Origin of the sequence: Antribacter gilvus, assembly GCF_003946865.1 — a bacterium.
Lineage (GTDB): Bacteria > Actinomycetota > Actinomycetes > Actinomycetales > Cellulomonadaceae > Antribacter > Antribacter gilvus.
In genome coordinates, this window is sequence record NZ_QXTH01000014.1 from 1 (window position 1) to 16,248 (window position 16,248).

16 protein-coding genes and 1 riboswitch are annotated in these 16,248 nt (G+C 73.1%); of the genes, 7 read left to right on the forward strand and 9 right to left on the reverse strand.

Features of this window, described 5'->3' with window-relative positions; genetic code table 11:
* Positions 1 to 123: 123 nt before the first annotated feature.
* The 9 genes from D1350_RS20190 to D1350_RS20230 form a co-directional block, all read right to left on the reverse strand.
* The gene (locus D1350_RS20190) at positions 124 to 1,734 is read right to left on the reverse strand and encodes a glycoside hydrolase family 6 protein (protein ID WP_240644244.1); all 1,611 of its coding nucleotides are present in this window, start codon (positions 1,732 to 1,734) and stop codon (positions 124 to 126) included.
* 165 nt (positions 1,735 to 1,899) lie between these two features.
* Entirely contained in the window at positions 1,900 to 2,535 is a 636-nt protein-coding gene (locus tag D1350_RS20195; protein WP_164545251.1) for a LytR C-terminal domain-containing protein, read from the reverse strand.
* A gap of 59 nt (positions 2,536 to 2,594) precedes the next feature.
* Positions 2,595 to 2,891 (reverse strand): type II toxin-antitoxin system VapB family antitoxin, encoded by a 297-nt coding sequence (locus D1350_RS20200; protein WP_125777852.1) that lies wholly within the window; start codon positions 2,889 to 2,891, stop codon positions 2,595 to 2,597.
* A 22-nt stretch (positions 2,892 to 2,913) separates the two neighbouring features.
* A complete protein-coding gene (locus tag D1350_RS20205) occupies positions 2,914 to 4,527 on the reverse strand; it encodes an ABC transporter permease (protein ID WP_125777853.1) in 1,614 nt (537 codons plus the stop codon).
* Entirely contained in the window at positions 4,524 to 5,459 is a 936-nt protein-coding gene (locus D1350_RS20210) for an ABC transporter ATP-binding protein (protein ID WP_125777854.1), read from the reverse strand. The genes D1350_RS20205 and D1350_RS20210 overlap by 4 nt, the downstream gene beginning before the upstream one ends.
* Before the next feature lie 7 nt (positions 5,460 to 5,466).
* The gene (locus D1350_RS20215; RefSeq protein WP_125777855.1) at positions 5,467 to 6,156 is read right to left on the reverse strand and encodes a TetR/AcrR family transcriptional regulator; all 690 of its coding nucleotides are present in this window, start codon (positions 6,154 to 6,156) and stop codon (positions 5,467 to 5,469) included.
* 58 nt (positions 6,157 to 6,214) lie between these two features.
* Positions 6,215 to 7,483, reverse strand: a complete 1,269-nt coding sequence (locus D1350_RS20220; protein ID WP_125777856.1) for a uracil-xanthine permease family protein — start codon at positions 7,481 to 7,483, stop codon at positions 6,215 to 6,217.
* Entirely contained in the window at positions 7,480 to 8,418 is a 939-nt protein-coding gene (locus tag D1350_RS20225; protein ID WP_125777857.1) for an LLM class F420-dependent oxidoreductase, read from the reverse strand. Before D1350_RS20225 ends, D1350_RS20220 begins: the two co-directional genes overlap by 4 nt.
* The gene (locus D1350_RS20230) at positions 8,415 to 9,029 is read right to left on the reverse strand and encodes a mycothiol-dependent nitroreductase Rv2466c family protein (protein ID WP_125777858.1); all 615 of its coding nucleotides are present in this window, start codon (positions 9,027 to 9,029) and stop codon (positions 8,415 to 8,417) included. Before D1350_RS20230 ends, D1350_RS20225 begins: the two co-directional genes overlap by 4 nt.
* A gap of 44 nt (positions 9,030 to 9,073) precedes the next feature.
* Between D1350_RS20230 and D1350_RS20235 the strand changes: the two genes are divergently transcribed.
* From D1350_RS20235 to D1350_RS20265, 7 genes are all read left to right on the forward strand, one after another.
* Positions 9,074 to 9,823: a TetR family transcriptional regulator gene (locus D1350_RS20235; RefSeq protein ID WP_125777859.1), complete on the forward strand. Its 750-nt coding sequence runs from the start codon at positions 9,074 to 9,076 to the stop codon at positions 9,821 to 9,823.
* Positions 9,824 to 9,889: 66 nt separating this feature from the next.
* Positions 9,890 to 10,015: riboswitch (FMN riboswitch) on the forward strand.
* A gap of 64 nt (positions 10,016 to 10,079) precedes the next feature.
* Complete coding sequence (pnuC, locus tag D1350_RS20240) at positions 10,080 to 10,769, forward strand: nicotinamide riboside transporter PnuC (RefSeq protein WP_125777860.1); 690 nt, start codon at positions 10,080 to 10,082, stop codon at positions 10,767 to 10,769.
* Positions 10,766 to 11,917, forward strand: a complete 1,152-nt coding sequence (locus D1350_RS20245) for a Gfo/Idh/MocA family protein (RefSeq protein WP_125777861.1) — start codon at positions 10,766 to 10,768, stop codon at positions 11,915 to 11,917. The genes pnuC and D1350_RS20245 overlap by 4 nt, the downstream gene beginning before the upstream one ends.
* Before the next feature lie 62 nt (positions 11,918 to 11,979).
* Entirely contained in the window at positions 11,980 to 13,215 is a 1,236-nt protein-coding gene (locus D1350_RS20250) for an acyl-CoA dehydrogenase family protein (RefSeq protein ID WP_125777862.1), read from the forward strand.
* Positions 13,216 to 13,321: 106 nt separating this feature from the next.
* On the forward strand, positions 13,322 to 14,677 hold the full coding sequence (locus tag D1350_RS24780) for a sensor histidine kinase (protein ID WP_125777863.1): 1,356 nt from the start codon (positions 13,322 to 13,324) through the stop codon (positions 14,675 to 14,677).
* Positions 14,665 to 15,333 (forward strand): response regulator transcription factor, encoded by a 669-nt coding sequence (locus tag D1350_RS20260; RefSeq protein WP_125777864.1) that lies wholly within the window; start codon positions 14,665 to 14,667, stop codon positions 15,331 to 15,333. Before D1350_RS24780 ends, D1350_RS20260 begins: the two co-directional genes overlap by 13 nt.
* Positions 15,333 to 16,247 carry a DUF4097 family beta strand repeat-containing protein gene (locus D1350_RS20265; protein WP_125777865.1) on the forward strand — a complete coding sequence of 305 codons (915 nt, stop codon included), beginning with the start codon at positions 15,333 to 15,335 and terminating at the stop codon, positions 16,245 to 16,247. Before D1350_RS20260 ends, D1350_RS20265 begins: the two co-directional genes overlap by 1 nt.
* The last annotated feature ends 1 nt before the right edge of the window (position 16,248 follow it).

A 16,248-nucleotide genomic window follows, 5' to 3' on the forward strand; every position in this document is an offset into this window, starting at 1 on the left:
AACCGCACCCGCAGCTGATCTGCGTCCGATGAAGACGACACGGTCCTCGCAACCCCCAAAAACTCTGGGTGTTGCGAGGACCGCTAGATAGCCCCAAGGGGACGGGCGCTTCGTCGTTCGAGGTCAGCCGACGTTCACCGTGCAGGGCTCGCCGTTCAGCGTGGCGTAGCCCGGCACGAAGGCCGCGCCGCTCGCGTTGAAGCCCATCGAGGTCCGCTCGCCCGGGTCGAGCGTGCGGACCCAACGGGGGTGCCCGGCGGTCACGATCGTGCCCTCCTGGTCCCAGGAGGCGCTCCACGAGCGCGTGATCTCGGATCCGGCGGGCAGGTCGAAGCGGAGCGTCCAGTCGGAGACGGGCTCGTCACCGGTGTTGGTGAGGCGCACCTGCGTGGTGAAGCCCGTCCGCCACGACCCGTGCACCGTGTACTCGACGGCGCACTCCTGCGCCTCGACGGGCGGGGCCGCCAGCTCGATCAGCTCGCGGGCCTGCTCGACGAACCAGCCGCCGGCGCGCGGGTCCTGCATGCCGCGCTCCGGGTCGAGCGGGCCACCGGTGCCCCGGAAGCACTGGCCGTCCGACTCGCCGGGGACCTTGATCCACAGGTGCGCGTCGACGAGCTCGTTGCCGGTGTCCAGCGTGGGCAGCGCACCGAGGCCGCGGGCAGGCGGGTTGCACCAGACCTCGGGGTCGCTGTAGACCCCCGCGGGCGCCTCCCACGGGCCGACGCCGTTGCGCGACGTGTCGATGACGAAGTGCGCGGTGGGCTCGACGCCGCCGAGGATCGACTCGTAGCGCGAGTCGACGCCCGAGGTGTTCAGCGCCGGGTCGGGGTTGCCCGCGGACCACTCGGCGTTGTTGTTCATGGCCACACCGGACCAGTTCGTCGCCGGGCCGCCGTTCCAGTACTGGTTACCGCAGCTGCCGTAGTCGCCGGGGCTGACCTCTGTCACGTAGGCGACGCACTGCGAGACCCACGTGCCGTAGGCCGTGAGGTTCGCCGTGAACTGGTAGTTCGACGCGTTGAGGAAGAAGCCGTCCGCACGCTCGACGCCCGCCCGGACGAGGCGCGAGGCGTTGTCGCCCACGTTGAGCCAGCCGCTGTGGCCGGCGTCGAGGTAGACCTTCACGCCGGGCAGCGCGGAGAACGCGTCGACGGCGTAGTTGAGCATGTCGAACCGCTCCTGGGCCGCGGTGGCCGGGTCCACCTCCGCCGGCTGGCACCACTCCTGCGTGCCCTCGATGGTGGTGTAGTGCGGGATGATCCCGAGGCCGTCCGGCTCCAGGATCACGAGGGCCTCGCCGTCGCCGATGCCCTCCGCGACGCCGTCGATCCACGCCTCGTACTCCGCGGGCGTCGTCGCCCCGCCGGACGAGTACTGGGCACAGTCGCGGAACGGGACGTTGTACGCCACCAGCGTGGGCAGCGCGCCCTCGGCCTCGGCGCGAGAGACGACGTCGGCTGCCTGGGCGGCGACCGCCTCGGGCGAGCCCGAGGTGAGCCAGGTGGCGGTGGGGAAGCTGCCCAGCAGCTGGGCGTCGGCCTTGGCCTGCCCGGTCAGCCCGGAGGCCGCCGAGTATGTCGAGCTGAACGGGTCGACGTACAGGCCGGGCGCCGGCTCGGCGGTGGCGGGGGCCGGGGCGGTGGCCGCGGGGGCGGCCGTCGCGGGGGCGCCGAGGAACGCACCGGCAGCCAGGACGGCGGCGCCGGCCAGGACTGCCGCGGGACGATACACAGGGGTGCTCCTGTGGTGGTGCATGAGATCTCCTTCGACCTGCGCAGAGCGAAGACAGCGATGTCTTTGAGTGCCCGCGGGTGGGAGGTATGGAAGCGCTCCCACCCGTAGGCTGAGCAACAGCCTTGCAAGTGACGCGCCTCACGTCAAGGGGTGCGGGACTTCTCAGCCTGCCGCGGCGGGCGCGGGCTGAGGCGTGATCTCCTCCGGAGGCAGGCAGCCGGGGGCGTTCTCGAGCGGCCGGTCCGCCGAGATCTGGACGTCCTCCTCGGCGACCGGGGCCTCGAACTCCGCGCCCGGCAGCAGGTCGACCGTCGCGTCCTGGCGCGAGTCCAGCACGAGGCGGGCGTCCGGGACGTGGGCCCACAGCGTGTACGCGGCGGTGATGCCCGGGACGCCGAACCTCAGCTCGGTGATGGTGAGCTTCCGGTCCGAGTTGCCCGGATCGGCGAGCATCGTGAACTGCCGCTCGACCAGGACGTCGTGGTACGCCTTCGCCACGCCGGCCTCGCCCGACGCGTTGAGCACCCGCACCTGGACGTCCGGGTAGGCGACGGGAAGGGCGCCGTCGGGCTGGCCCTCGACGGCCGGGAGGCACGGCGCGGGGAGCGCCGCGGCGCCCGTGTCGGGCGACTTGAGCGGCTTGTCGAACGGCGAGCTCATCGCTCCGGAGTACACGGCCAGGGAGAAGATGCCACACAGGGCGAGGATCGCGATCAGCACCCCGAAGATCACGGCCTGACGCTCGTGCTCGCGGCGTCGGCGGTCGGTGCGCGCCTGGTCGTAGGTCGGGACAGTCACGCGACGAACTTACCGGAGAACGACCTGACGGACCGCGTCGGGACCGCCCCTGGAGCGCCTCACCGGAGCACCAGCACCCGGGCGTGCAGCACCGGGCGCTGGTGCAGGGCCGCCCGCACCGCCCGGTGCAGGCCGTCCTCCAGGTACAGCACGCCCTCGAACTCCACGACGTGGGCGAACAGGTCGCCGTAGAACGTGGAGTCCTCGGACAGCAGGTTGTCCAGATCGAGGGTCCGCTTGGTGGTCACCAGCTCGTCGAGCCGGACCTGGCGGGGAGGCACGTCCACCCAGTCCCGGGTCCGCGTCCGCCCGTGGTCAGGATACGGACGGCCGTCTCCTACGGCCTTGAAGATCATGGGTCCATCCTAGAGGTGAGCCCTACCGCGGCACGTCCCGGCGGCGGAAGCCGGCGAACGCGGCGGCGAACAGCGCGACCGCGAGCGCCGAGAGCACGACCAGCGGAGCAGCCTCCACCTTCTCCAGCGGCACCATGCCGGACCACCAGAACGGTGAGATCCCCAGCACCGCGTCGGGCAGGTCGAGGAGGCTGCCGAACATGCCTGATACCCCCATGAACGCGATCAGCGCCCACAGCACCGGGGTGGCCCGCGGCGCCCAGGCGTAGAGGGCGGCGGCCAGGCCCAGCACCACGAGCAGGCCGGGCACGTAGGCGGCGCCCGCGCCGAGGAAGTGACCGAGGTCCGCCTCGGCCCCGGCGGTCACCGCACCCCGCCAGAGAGCAAAGGCCACTCCGACCATCATCAGGAAGGTCGCACCGAGGACAGCCACCGTGAGCTGGGCCGCGAGCCAGCGCGTCCGGGAGACGGGCAGGGCGAGCATGACCTCGGTCCGGCCCTCGGCCTCCTCGGTCTTGGCCCGGAGGGCGGCGGAGACGCCGTACCCGGCCGCGAACACCCCGCCGAAGACGAGCAGGATCGCGGTGAAGGAGTCTGCGAGGTCCCCGGTGCCGAACATCTCGAACACCGCCGGGTTCTGCTCGGCCATCGTCTCCAGCGTCTGCTCGATCCCGTCCCCGAGGTAGGTGCCGCTCGCCACGAACATGGCGGAGAAGCCGCCGAACCACCAGAAGAGACCGGTCCGCTGCTGCCGCCAGGCGAGCGCGAGCGGGCTCCGGAGCAGAGGGCTCGCCTCGGCCCGCCCAGGCGCCACGCCGGTCAGGCCCGCACCGAAGTCGCGCCGCGAGGCGAGGGACGCACCGAGCACGAGCAGCAGCACGACGGCGCCGACGCTGAGCGCCATGGGCCAGGTCCGCAGGTCCACGTACGACCGCATCTGCTGCGTCCAGGCGATGGGCGAGAACCAGGACAGGGTGCTGCCGTGCCGCTCCTGCAGGTCGCCGATGCCCCGCACCAGGACCGCGAGGCCGAGGGCGGCGAGCCCCAGCCCGGAGGCGCCGCGGCTGTGCTCGGTGACCTGGCAGGCCACCACCGCGACCGCCGCGAACACGAGGGCGCTGAGCGACGTGCCCGCCGCCACGGCGAACGAGTCCGCGACGGCGAGGTCGCCTGCCAGGATCAGGAGCAGCGCACTGAGGAGCGCGAAGACCACGTTCGCGATGACCACGGTGAGCAGCGCAGCCACGGCGGGGGCGTGCCTGCCCACCGCCCCGGCCCGCACCAGCTCGGCGCGGCCGCTCTCCTCCTCGGCCCGGGTGTTGCGCACCACCTCGGACATGCTCATGATCGCGAGGCCCGCGATCATCCACAGCACCATCTCGTTCGCGAGGATGGCGCCGGTCGTGTAGTTGTCGAGCCCGTAGCCGGGTCCGGCCATGATGACGCTGGCCGGTGTCTCCATGAGCGCTGCCCGGGTCTGGCGCTCCTCCTGGGTCCGGTAGAGCGACCCGAGAGCCACGATGAAGTAGACGTACAGAAGCAGGAGCGACCCGATCCAGACGCTCAGGCGCACGCGGTCCCGCCGCAGCATGAAACGCACGAGCCGGCCGGTGCCGGCGAGCGTGTCGGCGGTCATCGCGCGTCCGCCTCGACCACGTCGCCGTAGTGGCGCATGAAGAGGTCTTCGAGCGACGGCGGGGCTGCGCTGAGGCTGTGCACCTCCAGCTCGCCGAGCAGGCGCAGCACAGCGCCGATCCGCGCGTCGTCGACGTCGAAGGTGAGGCGCGTGCCGCCGTCGGCCGGGGTGGCGACGAGGTCGTGGACGCCCTCGGCCGAGGCCACTGCGGTCGGGTCACCGGTGACGACGGCCGTGACGCTGGACCGGGTCAGGTGACGCAGGGAGTCCAGCGTGCCGGACTCGACGGCCACGCCGTTGCGGATGATGGTGACGGTGTCGCAGACCTTCTCCACCTCGCTGAGGATGTGGCTGGAGAGCAGCACCGACACGCCCTCCGCCTTGGCCTGCCGCACGTACTCCGTGAACACCGCCTCCATCAGCGGGTCGAGGCCGGACGTGGGCTCGTCCAGGACGAGGAGGTCCGCACGGGACGCGAGGGCTGCCACGAGGGCGACCTTCTGCCGGTTGCCCTTCGAGTAGGTCCGGGCCTTCTTGGTGGGGTCGAGCTCGAAGCGCTCGAGCAGCTCCGCCGTTCGCGCCTTGTCGGCGCCGCCCCGGAGCCGGGTGAGGAGGTCGATCGCCTCCCCGCCGGTCAGGTTGGGCCACAGGCTGACGTCGCCGGGCACGTAGGCGAGCCGACGGTGGAGGGCGACCGCGTCGCGCCAGACGTCGCCGCCGAAGAGGCGGGCGGTGCCGGCGTCGGCCCGGAGAAGGCCGAGGAGGATGCGGATCGTGGTCGACTTGCCGGCCCCGTTGGGGCCGAGGAACCCGGCCACCTCGCCGGGGCGGACCGTCAGGTCGAGGCCGTCGAGGGCCCTGACCGGGCCGAAGGACTTGGACAGCCCGCGGATCTCGACCGCGGGCGTGCTGGAGCTGGGCGTGCTGGGCATGGGGTCGTCACTCTCTGTTGTCGTCTCTTCCGGAATCCGCCACGGGCGTGCCGGGCGGGTCGGGGACGTACATCAGGTAGTCGTCGAGCATGCGGCGGGTGGTGAGGAAACCCTCCGTGTACAGCTCCAGCGCCGGCAGGGCGATGCGCCCGAAGTAGGTGGTGACGACGGTGGTGAGCTCGTCGAGGGTCGCCGTGGGCGTGAGGGCGAGCTCCGCCAGGAGCGCGCCGAGCGAGCTCATGGTGAGGTAGCGGGCCCGGGCCTCCTCGTCGCGGCTCGGCTGGATCAGCCCCGCCGCCACGCCCTCCCGGAGGTACTCGACGGCGTCCTGGATCATGTGCTCCACGAACGCCCGCCCGACGGGCCCGCCGGCCTGCAGGCTGCGCAGGACGTAGCCCACCAGGGGCGCGCGGTCGGCGACCGTGGCGATCTCCGCCAGGAAGCTCGTCGGCCCGGACTCCGCCGCGAGAACGTCCCGCTTGGAGGTGCGGATCAGCTCGAGCACGTGCTCGTCGCACTCCGCGCGGAGCCCTTCCTTGGACCCGAAGTGGTGGAGCACCAGCCCGGGGCTCACCCCGGCGTCGGCTGCGATGGCCCGCACGGGGACCGCGAAGCCCTCGACCGCGAAGCGCGCCACCGCCGCGTCCCGGATCCGGGCGCGTGCGGTGAGGTCGCTGCGGTCTGCGGCTGAACGCATGTTCAACATGCTATCCATGCGTTCAGCCGCAGAGGAAGGCCCCGTCAGCGCGTCGTGGTCAGCGTGTCGTGACCGCCGTCCCGCGCCAGCGGGAGACGCCCCGCATCACGTGGTAGATCGCGAGCGCCGCGGCGGTGCCCAGCGCGATGCCCCCGAAGGACAGGCCGCCCGCCATCCAGGTGTAGTCGGCGATGCCGATGACCAGCGGGACGGCGGCGGTGGTCAGGTTGACCGGGTCGGAGAAGTCGACCCGGTTCTGCACCCAGATGCGGGCGCCGAGGACGCCGATCATCCCGTAGAGCATGGTCGTCACGCCGCCGAGGACGCCGGCGGGCACCGTGTTGATGAGCTCGCCGAACTTGGGCGAGAGGCTCAGCACGAGCGCGCCCGCGGCGGCCACCCAGTAGGCGGCCGTGGAGTACACCCGGGTGGCCGCCATGACGCCGATGTTCTCCGCGTACGTGGTGGTGCCGGAGCCGCCGCCCACACCCGCGAGGGTGGTGGCGACGCCGTCGGCGAAGAGGGCGCGGCCGGTCACGTCGTCGAAGTCCTGGCCGGTCATCGCGGCCACGGACTTCACGTGCCCCACGTTCTCGGCGACCAGCACGAGCACCACCGGGAGGAACAGCCCGAGCACCGAGAGGTCGAACGACGGCGCAGTGAACTGCGGCAAGCCGAACCAGGCGGCCTCGCGGACCGCCGTGAAGTCCACCTCGCCCCGCACGACGGCGAACGCGTAGCCCACCAGCACGCCGAGCAGGATGGAGAGCCGGCCCAGGATGCCCTTGAACAGCACGGAGATCAGGATCACCGCCGCGAGCGTCACCACGGCGGTGACCGGCGAGACCTGGAAGTTGTTCCAGGCGGCCGGCGCGAGGTTGAGGCCGATGAGCGCCACGATGACGCCCGTGACGACCGGCGGCATCACCGCGTCGATCCAGCGGGCGCCGGCGAGGTGCACCACGACGCCCACCGCCATGAGCGCCACGCCCGTGATGAGGATGCCGCCGACGGCGACCGACTGCCCGCCGGCGGCCGTCGCCGCCCCGATCGGGGCGAGGAACGCGAAGCTCGAGCCCAGGTAGCTCGGCAGGCGGTTCCCGGTGATCAGCAGGAACGCCGCCGTGCCGATCGCCGAGAAGAACAGCGTGGTGGACGGCGGGAAGCCGGTCAGGATCGGCACGAGGAACGTGGCGCCGAACATCGCGACGATGTGCTGCAGGCCGATCCCGATCGTGCGGGGCCAGGTGAGCCGCTCACCGGGGGCGACGACCTCGCCCGGGGCGACGTGCGCGCCGTCGCCGTGGGTCGTCCAGCCGAGCCTCATGCGGACGCCTCACCGAGCTGCGGGCGCACCTCGCGCGCGACCAGGTCCAGGTGGTCCAGGTCCTGCAGGTCCAGGACCTGCAGGTACACGCGCGAGATCCCGGCGTCGCGCAGGGCGGCGAGCCGGTCCGCCGCTTCGGCGACGGTGCCCGCCACGCCGTGCTCGCGCAGCTCCGCGGGCTCCCGGCCGATCGCCGCCGCGCGGCGGGCGAACTCCGCCTCGTCCGAGCCGACGGCGAGGACGAGCGCCGCCGAGAAGGTCAGCGTCTCCGGGTCGCGCCCGACGTCCTTGCAGGCCGCGCGGATCACGTCGAGCCGCGCCGGGATCGAGTCGATCTCGGGGAACGCGAGGTTGAACTCGTCGGCGAACCGGGCGGCCAGCGCCGGGGTGCGCTTCGGGCCGCCGCCGCCGACGATCACGGGGATCTTGGCCTGCGCGGGCTTGGGCAGCGCGGGCGAGTCCGTCAGCGTGTAGTGCTCGCCCTGGAACGAGTACGTCGACCCGACAGGCGTGCCCCACAGCCCGGTGAGGACCTCGAGCTGCTCCTCGAGCAGGCCGAAGCGCTTGGCCGGGAAGGGGATGCCGTAGGCCGTGTGCTCGGTCTCGAACCAGCCGGCCCCGAGGCCGAGCTCCACGCGGCCGCCGGACATCTGGTCCACCTGGGCCACCTGGATCGCCAGGACGCCCGGATGCCGGAACGTCGCCGACGACACGAGCGTGCCGAGGCGCACGGTCGACGTCTCGCGGGCGAGCCCGGCGAGCGTGGTCCACGCGTCGGTGGGCCCGGGCAGGCCGTCGCCACCCATCGCGAGGTAGTGGTCGGAGCGGAAGAACGCGCTGAACCCGAGCGTCTCGGTCGCCTTCGCGACGGCGAGCTGGTCGTCGTAGGAGGCGCCCTGCTGGGGCTCGGTGAAGATACGCAGGTCGAGGGTCATGCGAATTCGGGCCTTTCCGTGCGGCTGCGCTTGAGCTCGAAGAAGTGGGGGTACGCGGCGAGCGCCCTGGCGCCGTCGAAGATCCGCAGCGCGTCCTCGCCGCGGGGGATGCGGGTCAGCACCGGGCCGAAGAAGGCGACGCCGTCGACGTGCAGGGTCGGCGTGCCGACGTCCTCCCCGACGGGGGCCATCCCGGCCTCGTGGCTGAGGGCGAGGGACTCGTCGTAGGCGTCGGTGCCGGCCGCCTCCACGAGCGCGGCGGGCAGCCCCGCCTCGGCGAGCGCCGCTGTGGCGACCGCCAGATAGTCCGTGTCGCCCTCGTTGTGGATCCGGGTCCCGGCCGCGGTGTAGAAGGCGGAGAAGGCCTCCGGGCCGTGGTCGGCCTGGACGGCGGCCGCGACGCGCCCGATGCCGCGGGACGCCTCGATCTTCGCGCGGTAGTCCGCGGGGATGTCGCGATCCTTGTTGAGCAGGTAGAGGCTCATGAGCTTGAACGTGAGCTCGACCTCGCGCTGTGCAGCGACTTCGAGCGCCCAGCGGGACGTGATCCAGGCGAAGGGGCACAGGGGGTCGACGTACACGTCGACGACGGGAACGGTTGACTCGGTCACGATCCGCACCCTAACCCGCCTCGTGGCGCGGTAGCCTGCCTGGCATGACTGCCGTCCGTACGCACACGCATGCGCAGGCCGTCGACGCCGCGATCGACCTCTTCACCCGGCAGGGGTACGAGAGAACCACCGTCGAGGAGATCGCCGACGCGGCGCGCGTGAGCCGGGCGACGTTCTTCCGCCGGTTCCGCTCGAAGGAGGACGTGGTCTTCGCCGACCACGAGCTGCTCCTCGAGGAGGTGGTGGTGATGCTCGCCGCGACCCGCCCCGAGGCCCGCCAGAGCGAGGAGTCGATGTCCGACGCCGGCCGCGCGTGGGACCCCGACGTGGATCCCTACCTCGAGGTCTGCCGGGCGGCCCGGATGGTGTTCGACCACCACGTGGGCCAGCGCGAGACGTCCCTCGCCCGCTACGCCCTGCTCCAGCAGGTGTCGCAGCTGCGTGACCGCGAGCTCGTGACGACGCACCGGTACGAGCGGGCCTTCACGCACTACCTGCGCGACACCCTGTCCCCGGACCGGTCCACGTCGACGGCGTCGATCGCGTTCGCCGCCTCGGTGGTGGCCGTCCACAACGCGATCCTCCGGCGCTGGCTCCGCAACCCCGGCCTGGACCTGCGCCCCGACCTCGAGGAGGCGTTCGCGGACCTACGCCGCGCGGCGATCCTCGGCTCGGGCGGGACCGCTCCGGCGGGCGGCCACCCGCCGTCGGGCCGCCGCGTCGTCGTCGCCGTCGTGGACGCCGCCGCGGGCGCCGACGAGGTCGCGCGGGCCGTGCGGGACGCGCTCGGCTGAACGGCTTTCTCCCGCGGAATGCCGCCGTGGCATCCTGTGTTCCAGTAGTCGTTGTGCATCACGCACGCACGTGCTCCGGGGTCGGTGTAATTCCGAGCCGGCGGTGACAGTCCGCGACCCGCACCTTGGTGCGGTTGACCTGGTGGAACTCCAGGACCGACGGTGAAAGTCCGGATGGGAGGAAGCACGTCGGCGCGTCCCTGCCCTGGGGACGTGCCGTTCCCCGGTGTCCCGTTGCGGCAGACCGGGAGGAACCATGGACATCATCCGTTGGCTGTTCGACGCCACGTTCACCGTCGGCGCGGAGCACATCCTGTGGCGCGAGGTCATCGGGAACGCGTTCGGGCTCGCGTCGGCGCTCGGCGGCCTGCGCCGCAAGGTGTGGGCCTGGCCCGTCGGCATCGTGGGGAACGTGCTCCTCTTCACCGTGTTCCTCGGCTCCTGGTTCGGCGGCTCGCCGCTGCCGGACATGCTCGGCCAGGCCGGGCGCCAGGTCATGTTCATCGCCGTCTCGGTCTACGGCTGGGTGCGCTGGCGCCAGGCCCAGCAGGCCGACGGCGGCGCGGGTTCCGTGGCCGTGCACCCGCGGTGGGCGTCCTGGGCCGAGCGCGCGGGGATCGTCGTCGCGATGGCCGCCGGCACGTTCGGGTTCGCCTGGCTCTTCGGGAAGCTCGGCTCGTGGGCCCCGCTGCCCGACGCCTGGATCTTCATGGGTTCCCTCCTCGCCACCTACGGCATGGCGCGGGGCTGGGTGGAGTTCTGGCTGATCTGGGTGGCGGTCGACGCCGTCGGGGTGCCCCTCCTGCTCGCCGGCGGGTACTACGCCACCGCGGCGATGTACCTGTTCTACGGCGGGTTCACGATCGTGGGCTTCTTCGTCTGGTGGCGGGTGAACCGCGTCGAGCGTCTCGCGGCCGCAGCCGACGAGGAGCCGGTCGCGGCGTGAGCGGCCGCCCGGTGCCCCTCGACCGCCCGGTCCGCGTCGGCATCGTCGGCTCGGGCTTCCGGGCCAGGACGATGCTCCGCGTGCTCCAGGCCCTGCCGGGCCGGTTCGAGGTGACGGGCGTCGCCACCCGCAGCACCGCCGACCGGGAGGCCCTCGCCACGACGGGCCTCCCGGCGGCCGGGCTCCCCGGGTCGCCCGCCCCGGCGTTCGCCTCGCCGGAGGACCTCGTGGCGAAGGGCGCCCCGGACTTCGTGGCACTGACCCTGCCGGCGGGCGCGGCGCAGGCGGTGGTCCGCACCCTTGCCGCCGCGGGCGTGCCCGTGCTCCAGGAGACGCCTGCGGCCGGGACTGTCCGGGAGCTGGCGGCGCTGCAGGAGCTGGTCGACGGCGGCGCGTGCGTCCAGGTCGCCGAGCAGTACCACCTGGAGCCGCTGGTCGCCGCCCAGCTCGGGGTCGCGGCCTCCGGCCTGCTCGGCCGGGTGACCGACGCGCACGTGAGCGTGGCCCACGACTACCACGGCCTGTCCGTGCTCCGCCGGGTGCTCGGCGTCACCGCCGACGACGCCGTGATCACCGCCCGGCGCGACGAGCGGCGCCTCGCGGCGAGCCCGGGCCGGGAGGGCGACCCCGAGGGCCTCTCGCTGGTCGGCACCGTGCACAGCACCGCCTGGCTCGACTTCGGCGACCGTCTCGGCGTCTACGAGTTCGACGACCAGCAGTACCGCTCCTGGGTGCGCTCCCCCACGCTCGTGGTGCGTGGCGAGCTGGGCGAGGTCCGGGACGAGACGGTCCGGTACGTCACGGCGGAGGGCACCCCCGTCCGGTCGCGCCTGGAGCGCGTCGCGGCGGGCGGGGCAGGCAGCCACGAGGGCCTCTTCCTGCGCGGGTACCTGTTCGAGGGCAGATGGGCGGACCGCAACGACCTGCTCCCGGCCCGGCTCGCGGACGACGAGCTGTCGATCGCCCGCCTCTTCGACCGCATGGGCCGGCACGTGCTGGCCGGCGCCGCGGCGCCCTACGAGGTGGCGGAGGCTGCGCAGGACCAGTACCTCCAGCTGGAGGTGCGCCGGGCGGCGGAGACCGGGCTCCCGGTGCGGACCACGGCCCAGCCGTGGGCCGCACGGCGTGGCTGCCGAAGACACGCCTGACACCCGCGACTGAGACTTAGTCTCGCTTGACCTGATACCACGTACCGGCGCACGATGGCTTCATGACGACGCAGACTCCTGGGGTGACGGCGCCCGCCTACGACGTGGCTCAGCCGCTCGACATCGACTTCGCCGGTGCGTTCGCCGGGATCACCGAGGAGGAGCGGGCCCACCAGCTCGCCGTCCGCCAGTTCGTGCAGGACGAGGTGCTCCCCGTCATCGACGGCTACTGGGAGCGCGCGGAGGTTCCCGTCGGCCTCGTCAAGCGCCTGGCCGAGCTGGACTTCCTGCGCGACGGCGTCGACGTGCCCGGCCGCCCCCGGGTGAGCCTCATGGCCGAGGGCCTCGCCGCGATGGAGATGTCGCGCGGAGATGCGTCCGTCTCCACGATCTGCGGCGTGCAGGGCGGCCTCGCGCTGCGCTCGATCGTCATGCTGGGCTCGCCCGAGCAGGTCGAGCGCTGGGCCGAGCCCATGGCGCGCGGCGAGATCCTCGGCGCCTTCGCCCTGACCGAGCCCACGCACGGCTCCGACTCGGTGTCGCTCGAGACGTCGGCCGTGAAGACCGTCCGCGACGGCGTCGAGGGCTACGTGCTCAACGGCGAGAAGAAGTGGATCGGCTTCGGCTCCTGCGGCGACATCACCGTCGTGTGGGCGCGCCTCGTCGGCGAGGGCGGCGACAACCAGGTGCACGGCTTCGTCGTGCCGCAGGACGCCCCGGGCTACACGGGCACCACGATCGAGGGCAAGGTGGCGCTCCGCGCCATCTGGCAGGCCCACATCCTGCTGGAGGACGTGTTCGTCCCCGCGGAGAACGCCCTCGTCGGCGCCCGGTCGTTCAAGGACACCAGCCGCGTCCTCTTCGCGACGCGCCTCGGGGTCGCCTGGTCCGCCGTCGGACAGGCCGTGGCCTGCTACGAGGCCGCGGTGGCCTACTCGAAGCAGCGCATCCAGTTCGGCCGCCCGCTGGCCGCCAGCCAGATGGTGCAGGAGCGCCTGACGAAGATGCTCGCCACCCTGACCCAGATGCAGCTGCTCGTGGCGCAGCTGACGCGGCTCGACGAGGCGGGGAAGCTCACCGGCCCGCAGGCGTCGCTCGCCAAGTACACGACCACGCGCGGCGCCCGCGAGATCGCCGCGTCGGCGCGCGACATGCTCGGCGGGAACGGCATCCTGCTGCAGAACCGCGTGGCGCGGCACTTCGCCGACATCGAGGCCCTCCACACGTACGAGGGGACCGAGAGCGTCCAGGCGCTGATCCTGGGCCGGGAGATCACCGGGATCTCCGCTTTCGCGTGACGCAAAGGCTCAGCCTTCGTGTGACACGCCCGGGGGTTAGCCCTACCCCCGACCTGTGGGACCACCGGGTGCCGCCGGCCGGAGGCCACGGCCTACTGTCGGTCGCATGGAGATCCCCCGTGCGTCCGACGAGGCGCCCGCGCCGGACCTGGCGCTGATCGCGCCCGGCTGGGCGTCCCGCGACGGCTTCTTCGCCGCGCCGTTCTCGCCGGCCACCTGGCGGGCCGTGGCCCAGGTCTGGGTGAGCTGGGCCTGGCTGATGTCGGCCGGGCTCGTGGTGACCATCCTCGCCGCCGTCGGCGCCGGGACCCTGCCCGCCCTCGGCCTCGGCCTGCCGCTGCTGGTGCTCGCCCTGTACGTCGCCCGAGGGTTCGCCACGGCGGAACGTGCCCGCCTCCTGCTGCAGGCGGGCGTGGACATCGGGCGCCCGGTGTACCGGGCGCCGCGCCGGCCCGGTGCCTGGTCCACCGTCTGGGCCGTCCTCACCGACGACCGGAGCTGGGCCCACGTCCTCTACGCGTTCGTCGGCGTGCTGCTCACGTCCGTCACGGCCGCCGTCTCCATGGCGGCGGCCGGGGGCGCCGTCGCCTTCCTCCTCTTCCCGGGCTGGGGTCAGGCCGACCTCGAGCTCGGCCTGGACGACCAGCCGTTCGTCGTCGAGGCAGCGGGCGCGGTGGGCGCCGGGCTGGTCCTGACCTGGGTGGCGGCGCTCGTCGCCCAGGGCGGCACCCTCCTGCTGGTCCGGCTGGCCGCGCACCTCCTGGGCCCCTCGGGGTCACAGGTGGCCCGCGCGGCGGCCCAGGTCGCCGAGCGGCGCGCCGTGGTGCTGCAGACCACGCGCACCCTCGCCGTCGACGCCGCCGACACGGAGCGGCGGCGCATCGAGCGCGACCTGCACGACGGCGCCCAGCAGCGCCTCGTCGCCCTCGGCGTCGAGCTCGGCAGCGCCCGACGGCGGGCCACCGCCGACCCGGAGGCCGCGTCCGCCGCGCTGGAGCACGCGCACCGGGAGATCAAGGAGACGCTCGCCGAGCTGCGCGACCTCGTCCGCGGCATCCACCCCGCCGTCCTCGCCGACCGCGGGCTCGACGCCGCGCTCTCCTCCCTCGCGGCCCGGAGCCCCGTGCCCGTCCGCGTCGACGTCCCCGACCCGGCCTCCCTGACGCAGGCCGGGCCGACGGCGCAGGCCGCCGCGTACTTCGTCGTCGCCGAGGCGCTCACCAACGTGGCCAAGCATGCGGACGCCCGCACCGCGGGGGTCCGCGCGGAGATCGTGCCGGGAGACCCGTGCCACCTGCGGGTCGTCGTGTCCGACGACGGCCGTGGCGGCGCCGACCTCGCCGCCGGGAGCGGGCTGGTCGGCCTGCGCGGCCGCGTGGCGGCCCTCGACGGCACGTTCCACCTCGACAGCCCTACGGGTGCGGGCACCCGTCTCACCGTGGAGGTGCCGTGCGCATCCTGATCGCCGAGGACTCCGTCCTCCTCCTGGACGGGCTCACCCGTCTGCTCACCACCGAGGGGCACGACGTCGCGGGCTTCCGGACTGCCGACGAGCTGGTGCACGCCCTGTCGGCCCCGGACGCCGTCCTGCCCGACGTGCTGATCACGGACGTCCGGATGCCGCCGTCGCACACCGACGAGGGACTCCGGGCGGCGGCGCACCTCCGCAGCCTGCACCCGGACCTGCCGGTCCTCGTGCTCTCGCAGTACGTGGAGCAGCGTTACGCCTCCGAGCTCTTCGCCCGTGGCACCCGCGGCCTGGGCTACGTGCTCAAGGACCGGGTGGCCGACGTCGACGAGTTCCTCGACGCCCTCGGCCGCGTGTCCGCCGGCGGCACCGTCGTCGACCCGGAGGTCGTGACCCAGATCCTCACTCGCACCCGGCGCACCGGCCTGGAGACCCTGACGCCACGCGAGCGCGAGGTGCTCGCGCTCATGGCCGAGGGGCGGTCCAACGGTGCGATCGCCGAACGCCTCGTGGTGGGCCTGCCCGCCGTCGAGAAGCACGTCACCTCGATCCTCGGGAAGCTCGGGCTCCCGCCCGACTCCGACGACCACCGCCGTGTGCTGGCGGTCCTGCGCTGGCTCGAGCACCGCCCAACCGAAGGAGTCCACTGATGACCATCGACGAGAGCACCGCCGCCCCGGCCCCCGCCCCTGCCCCGGCCGCGAGCCGGGACACCGGCCCCGCCGGCCGCGTCCTCCTCTGGGTCGGCCTCGGGTTGGCGGCCCTGGCCGCCCTGTGGGGCGCGCTCTTCGTCGTCGATCTGACGATGACGCGCACGGAGACCACCCACGAGACCTACTCCTCCGTCGGCACCGTCGAGCTGATCGCCGACGGGCACGTCACCGTGGTCGCCGCGGAGGGGGACATCGAGGTCGACCGGGTCGCCCGGCGGAGCCTCGTGAGCCCCGAGTTCCGGGCCGACGAGCGGAGCGACCGGCTCGTCCTGACGCACGAGTGCCGCTGGTGGCTGTCGTGGCAGTGCTCCGGCTCGTTCGAGGTCACGGTGCCCGCGGACACCGAGGTGGTGGTCCGCACCACGAACGGGCGCATCGAGGCGACAGGCCTGGCACGGGACCTCGACGTGGCGTCGAGCAACGGCCGGGTCGAGGCCACCGGGATCGACGGCGACGTCGTCGCCCGGTCGAGCAACGGCGACGTGACCGTCCGGGTCGCGGGCGGCGAGGTCGAGGCCACGTCGAGCAACGGGGACATCGAGGTCGTGGACGCGGGCGGGGTCGTGGTGGCCCGGTCGAACAACGGCGACGTCGCGGTCCGTGACGCGGACGGCGACGTCGAGGCCCTCACGGACAACGGGCGGATCGAGGTCGACGGCGTGACCGGCGACATCCGCGCCGAGAGCAGCAACGGGGACGTGACCGTGTACGGCCCCGACGAGCCGGTGGCGCTGACGATCAGCACCTCCAACGGTCACCAGGTCATCGAGGGCCCCACGGACCCGGACGCCTCCCGGACCGTGCGGGTCATGAGCAGCAACGGGGACGTGTCCTACCTCGCCGGGGACTGAC

Bases quoted from the DNA above. Each gene is read 5' to 3' on its own strand.
- D1350_RS20200 (WP_125777852.1), bottom strand. From the start codon at position 2,891: ATGATCTTCAAGGCCGTAGGAGACGGCCGTCCGTATCCTGACCACGGG.
- D1350_RS20205 (WP_125777853.1), bottom strand. From the start codon at position 4,527: ATGACCGCCGACACGCTCGCCGGCACCGGCCGGCTCGTGCGTTTCATG.
- D1350_RS20210 (WP_125777854.1), bottom strand. From the start codon at position 5,459: ATGCCCAGCACGCCCAGCTCCAGCACGCCCGCGGTCGAGATCCGCGGG.
- D1350_RS20215 (WP_125777855.1), bottom strand. From the start codon at position 6,156: ATGCGTTCAGCCGCAGACCGCAGCGACCTCACCGCACGCGCCCGGATC.
- D1350_RS20220 (WP_125777856.1), bottom strand. From the start codon at position 7,483: ATGAGGCTCGGCTGGACGACCCACGGCGACGGCGCGCACGTCGCCCCG.
- D1350_RS20225 (WP_125777857.1), bottom strand. From the start codon at position 8,418: ATGACCCTCGACCTGCGTATCTTCACCGAGCCCCAGCAGGGCGCCTCC.
- D1350_RS20235 (WP_125777859.1), top strand. From the start codon at position 9,074: ATGACTGCCGTCCGTACGCACACGCATGCGCAGGCCGTCGACGCCGCG.
- pnuC (WP_125777860.1), top strand. From the start codon at position 10,080: ATGGACATCATCCGTTGGCTGTTCGACGCCACGTTCACCGTCGGCGCG.
- D1350_RS20250 (WP_125777862.1), top strand. From the start codon at position 11,980: ATGACGACGCAGACTCCTGGGGTGACGGCGCCCGCCTACGACGTGGCT.
- D1350_RS24780 (WP_125777863.1), top strand. From the start codon at position 13,322: ATGGAGATCCCCCGTGCGTCCGACGAGGCGCCCGCGCCGGACCTGGCG.
- D1350_RS20265 (WP_125777865.1), top strand. From the start codon at position 15,333: ATGACCATCGACGAGAGCACCGCCGCCCCGGCCCCCGCCCCTGCCCCG.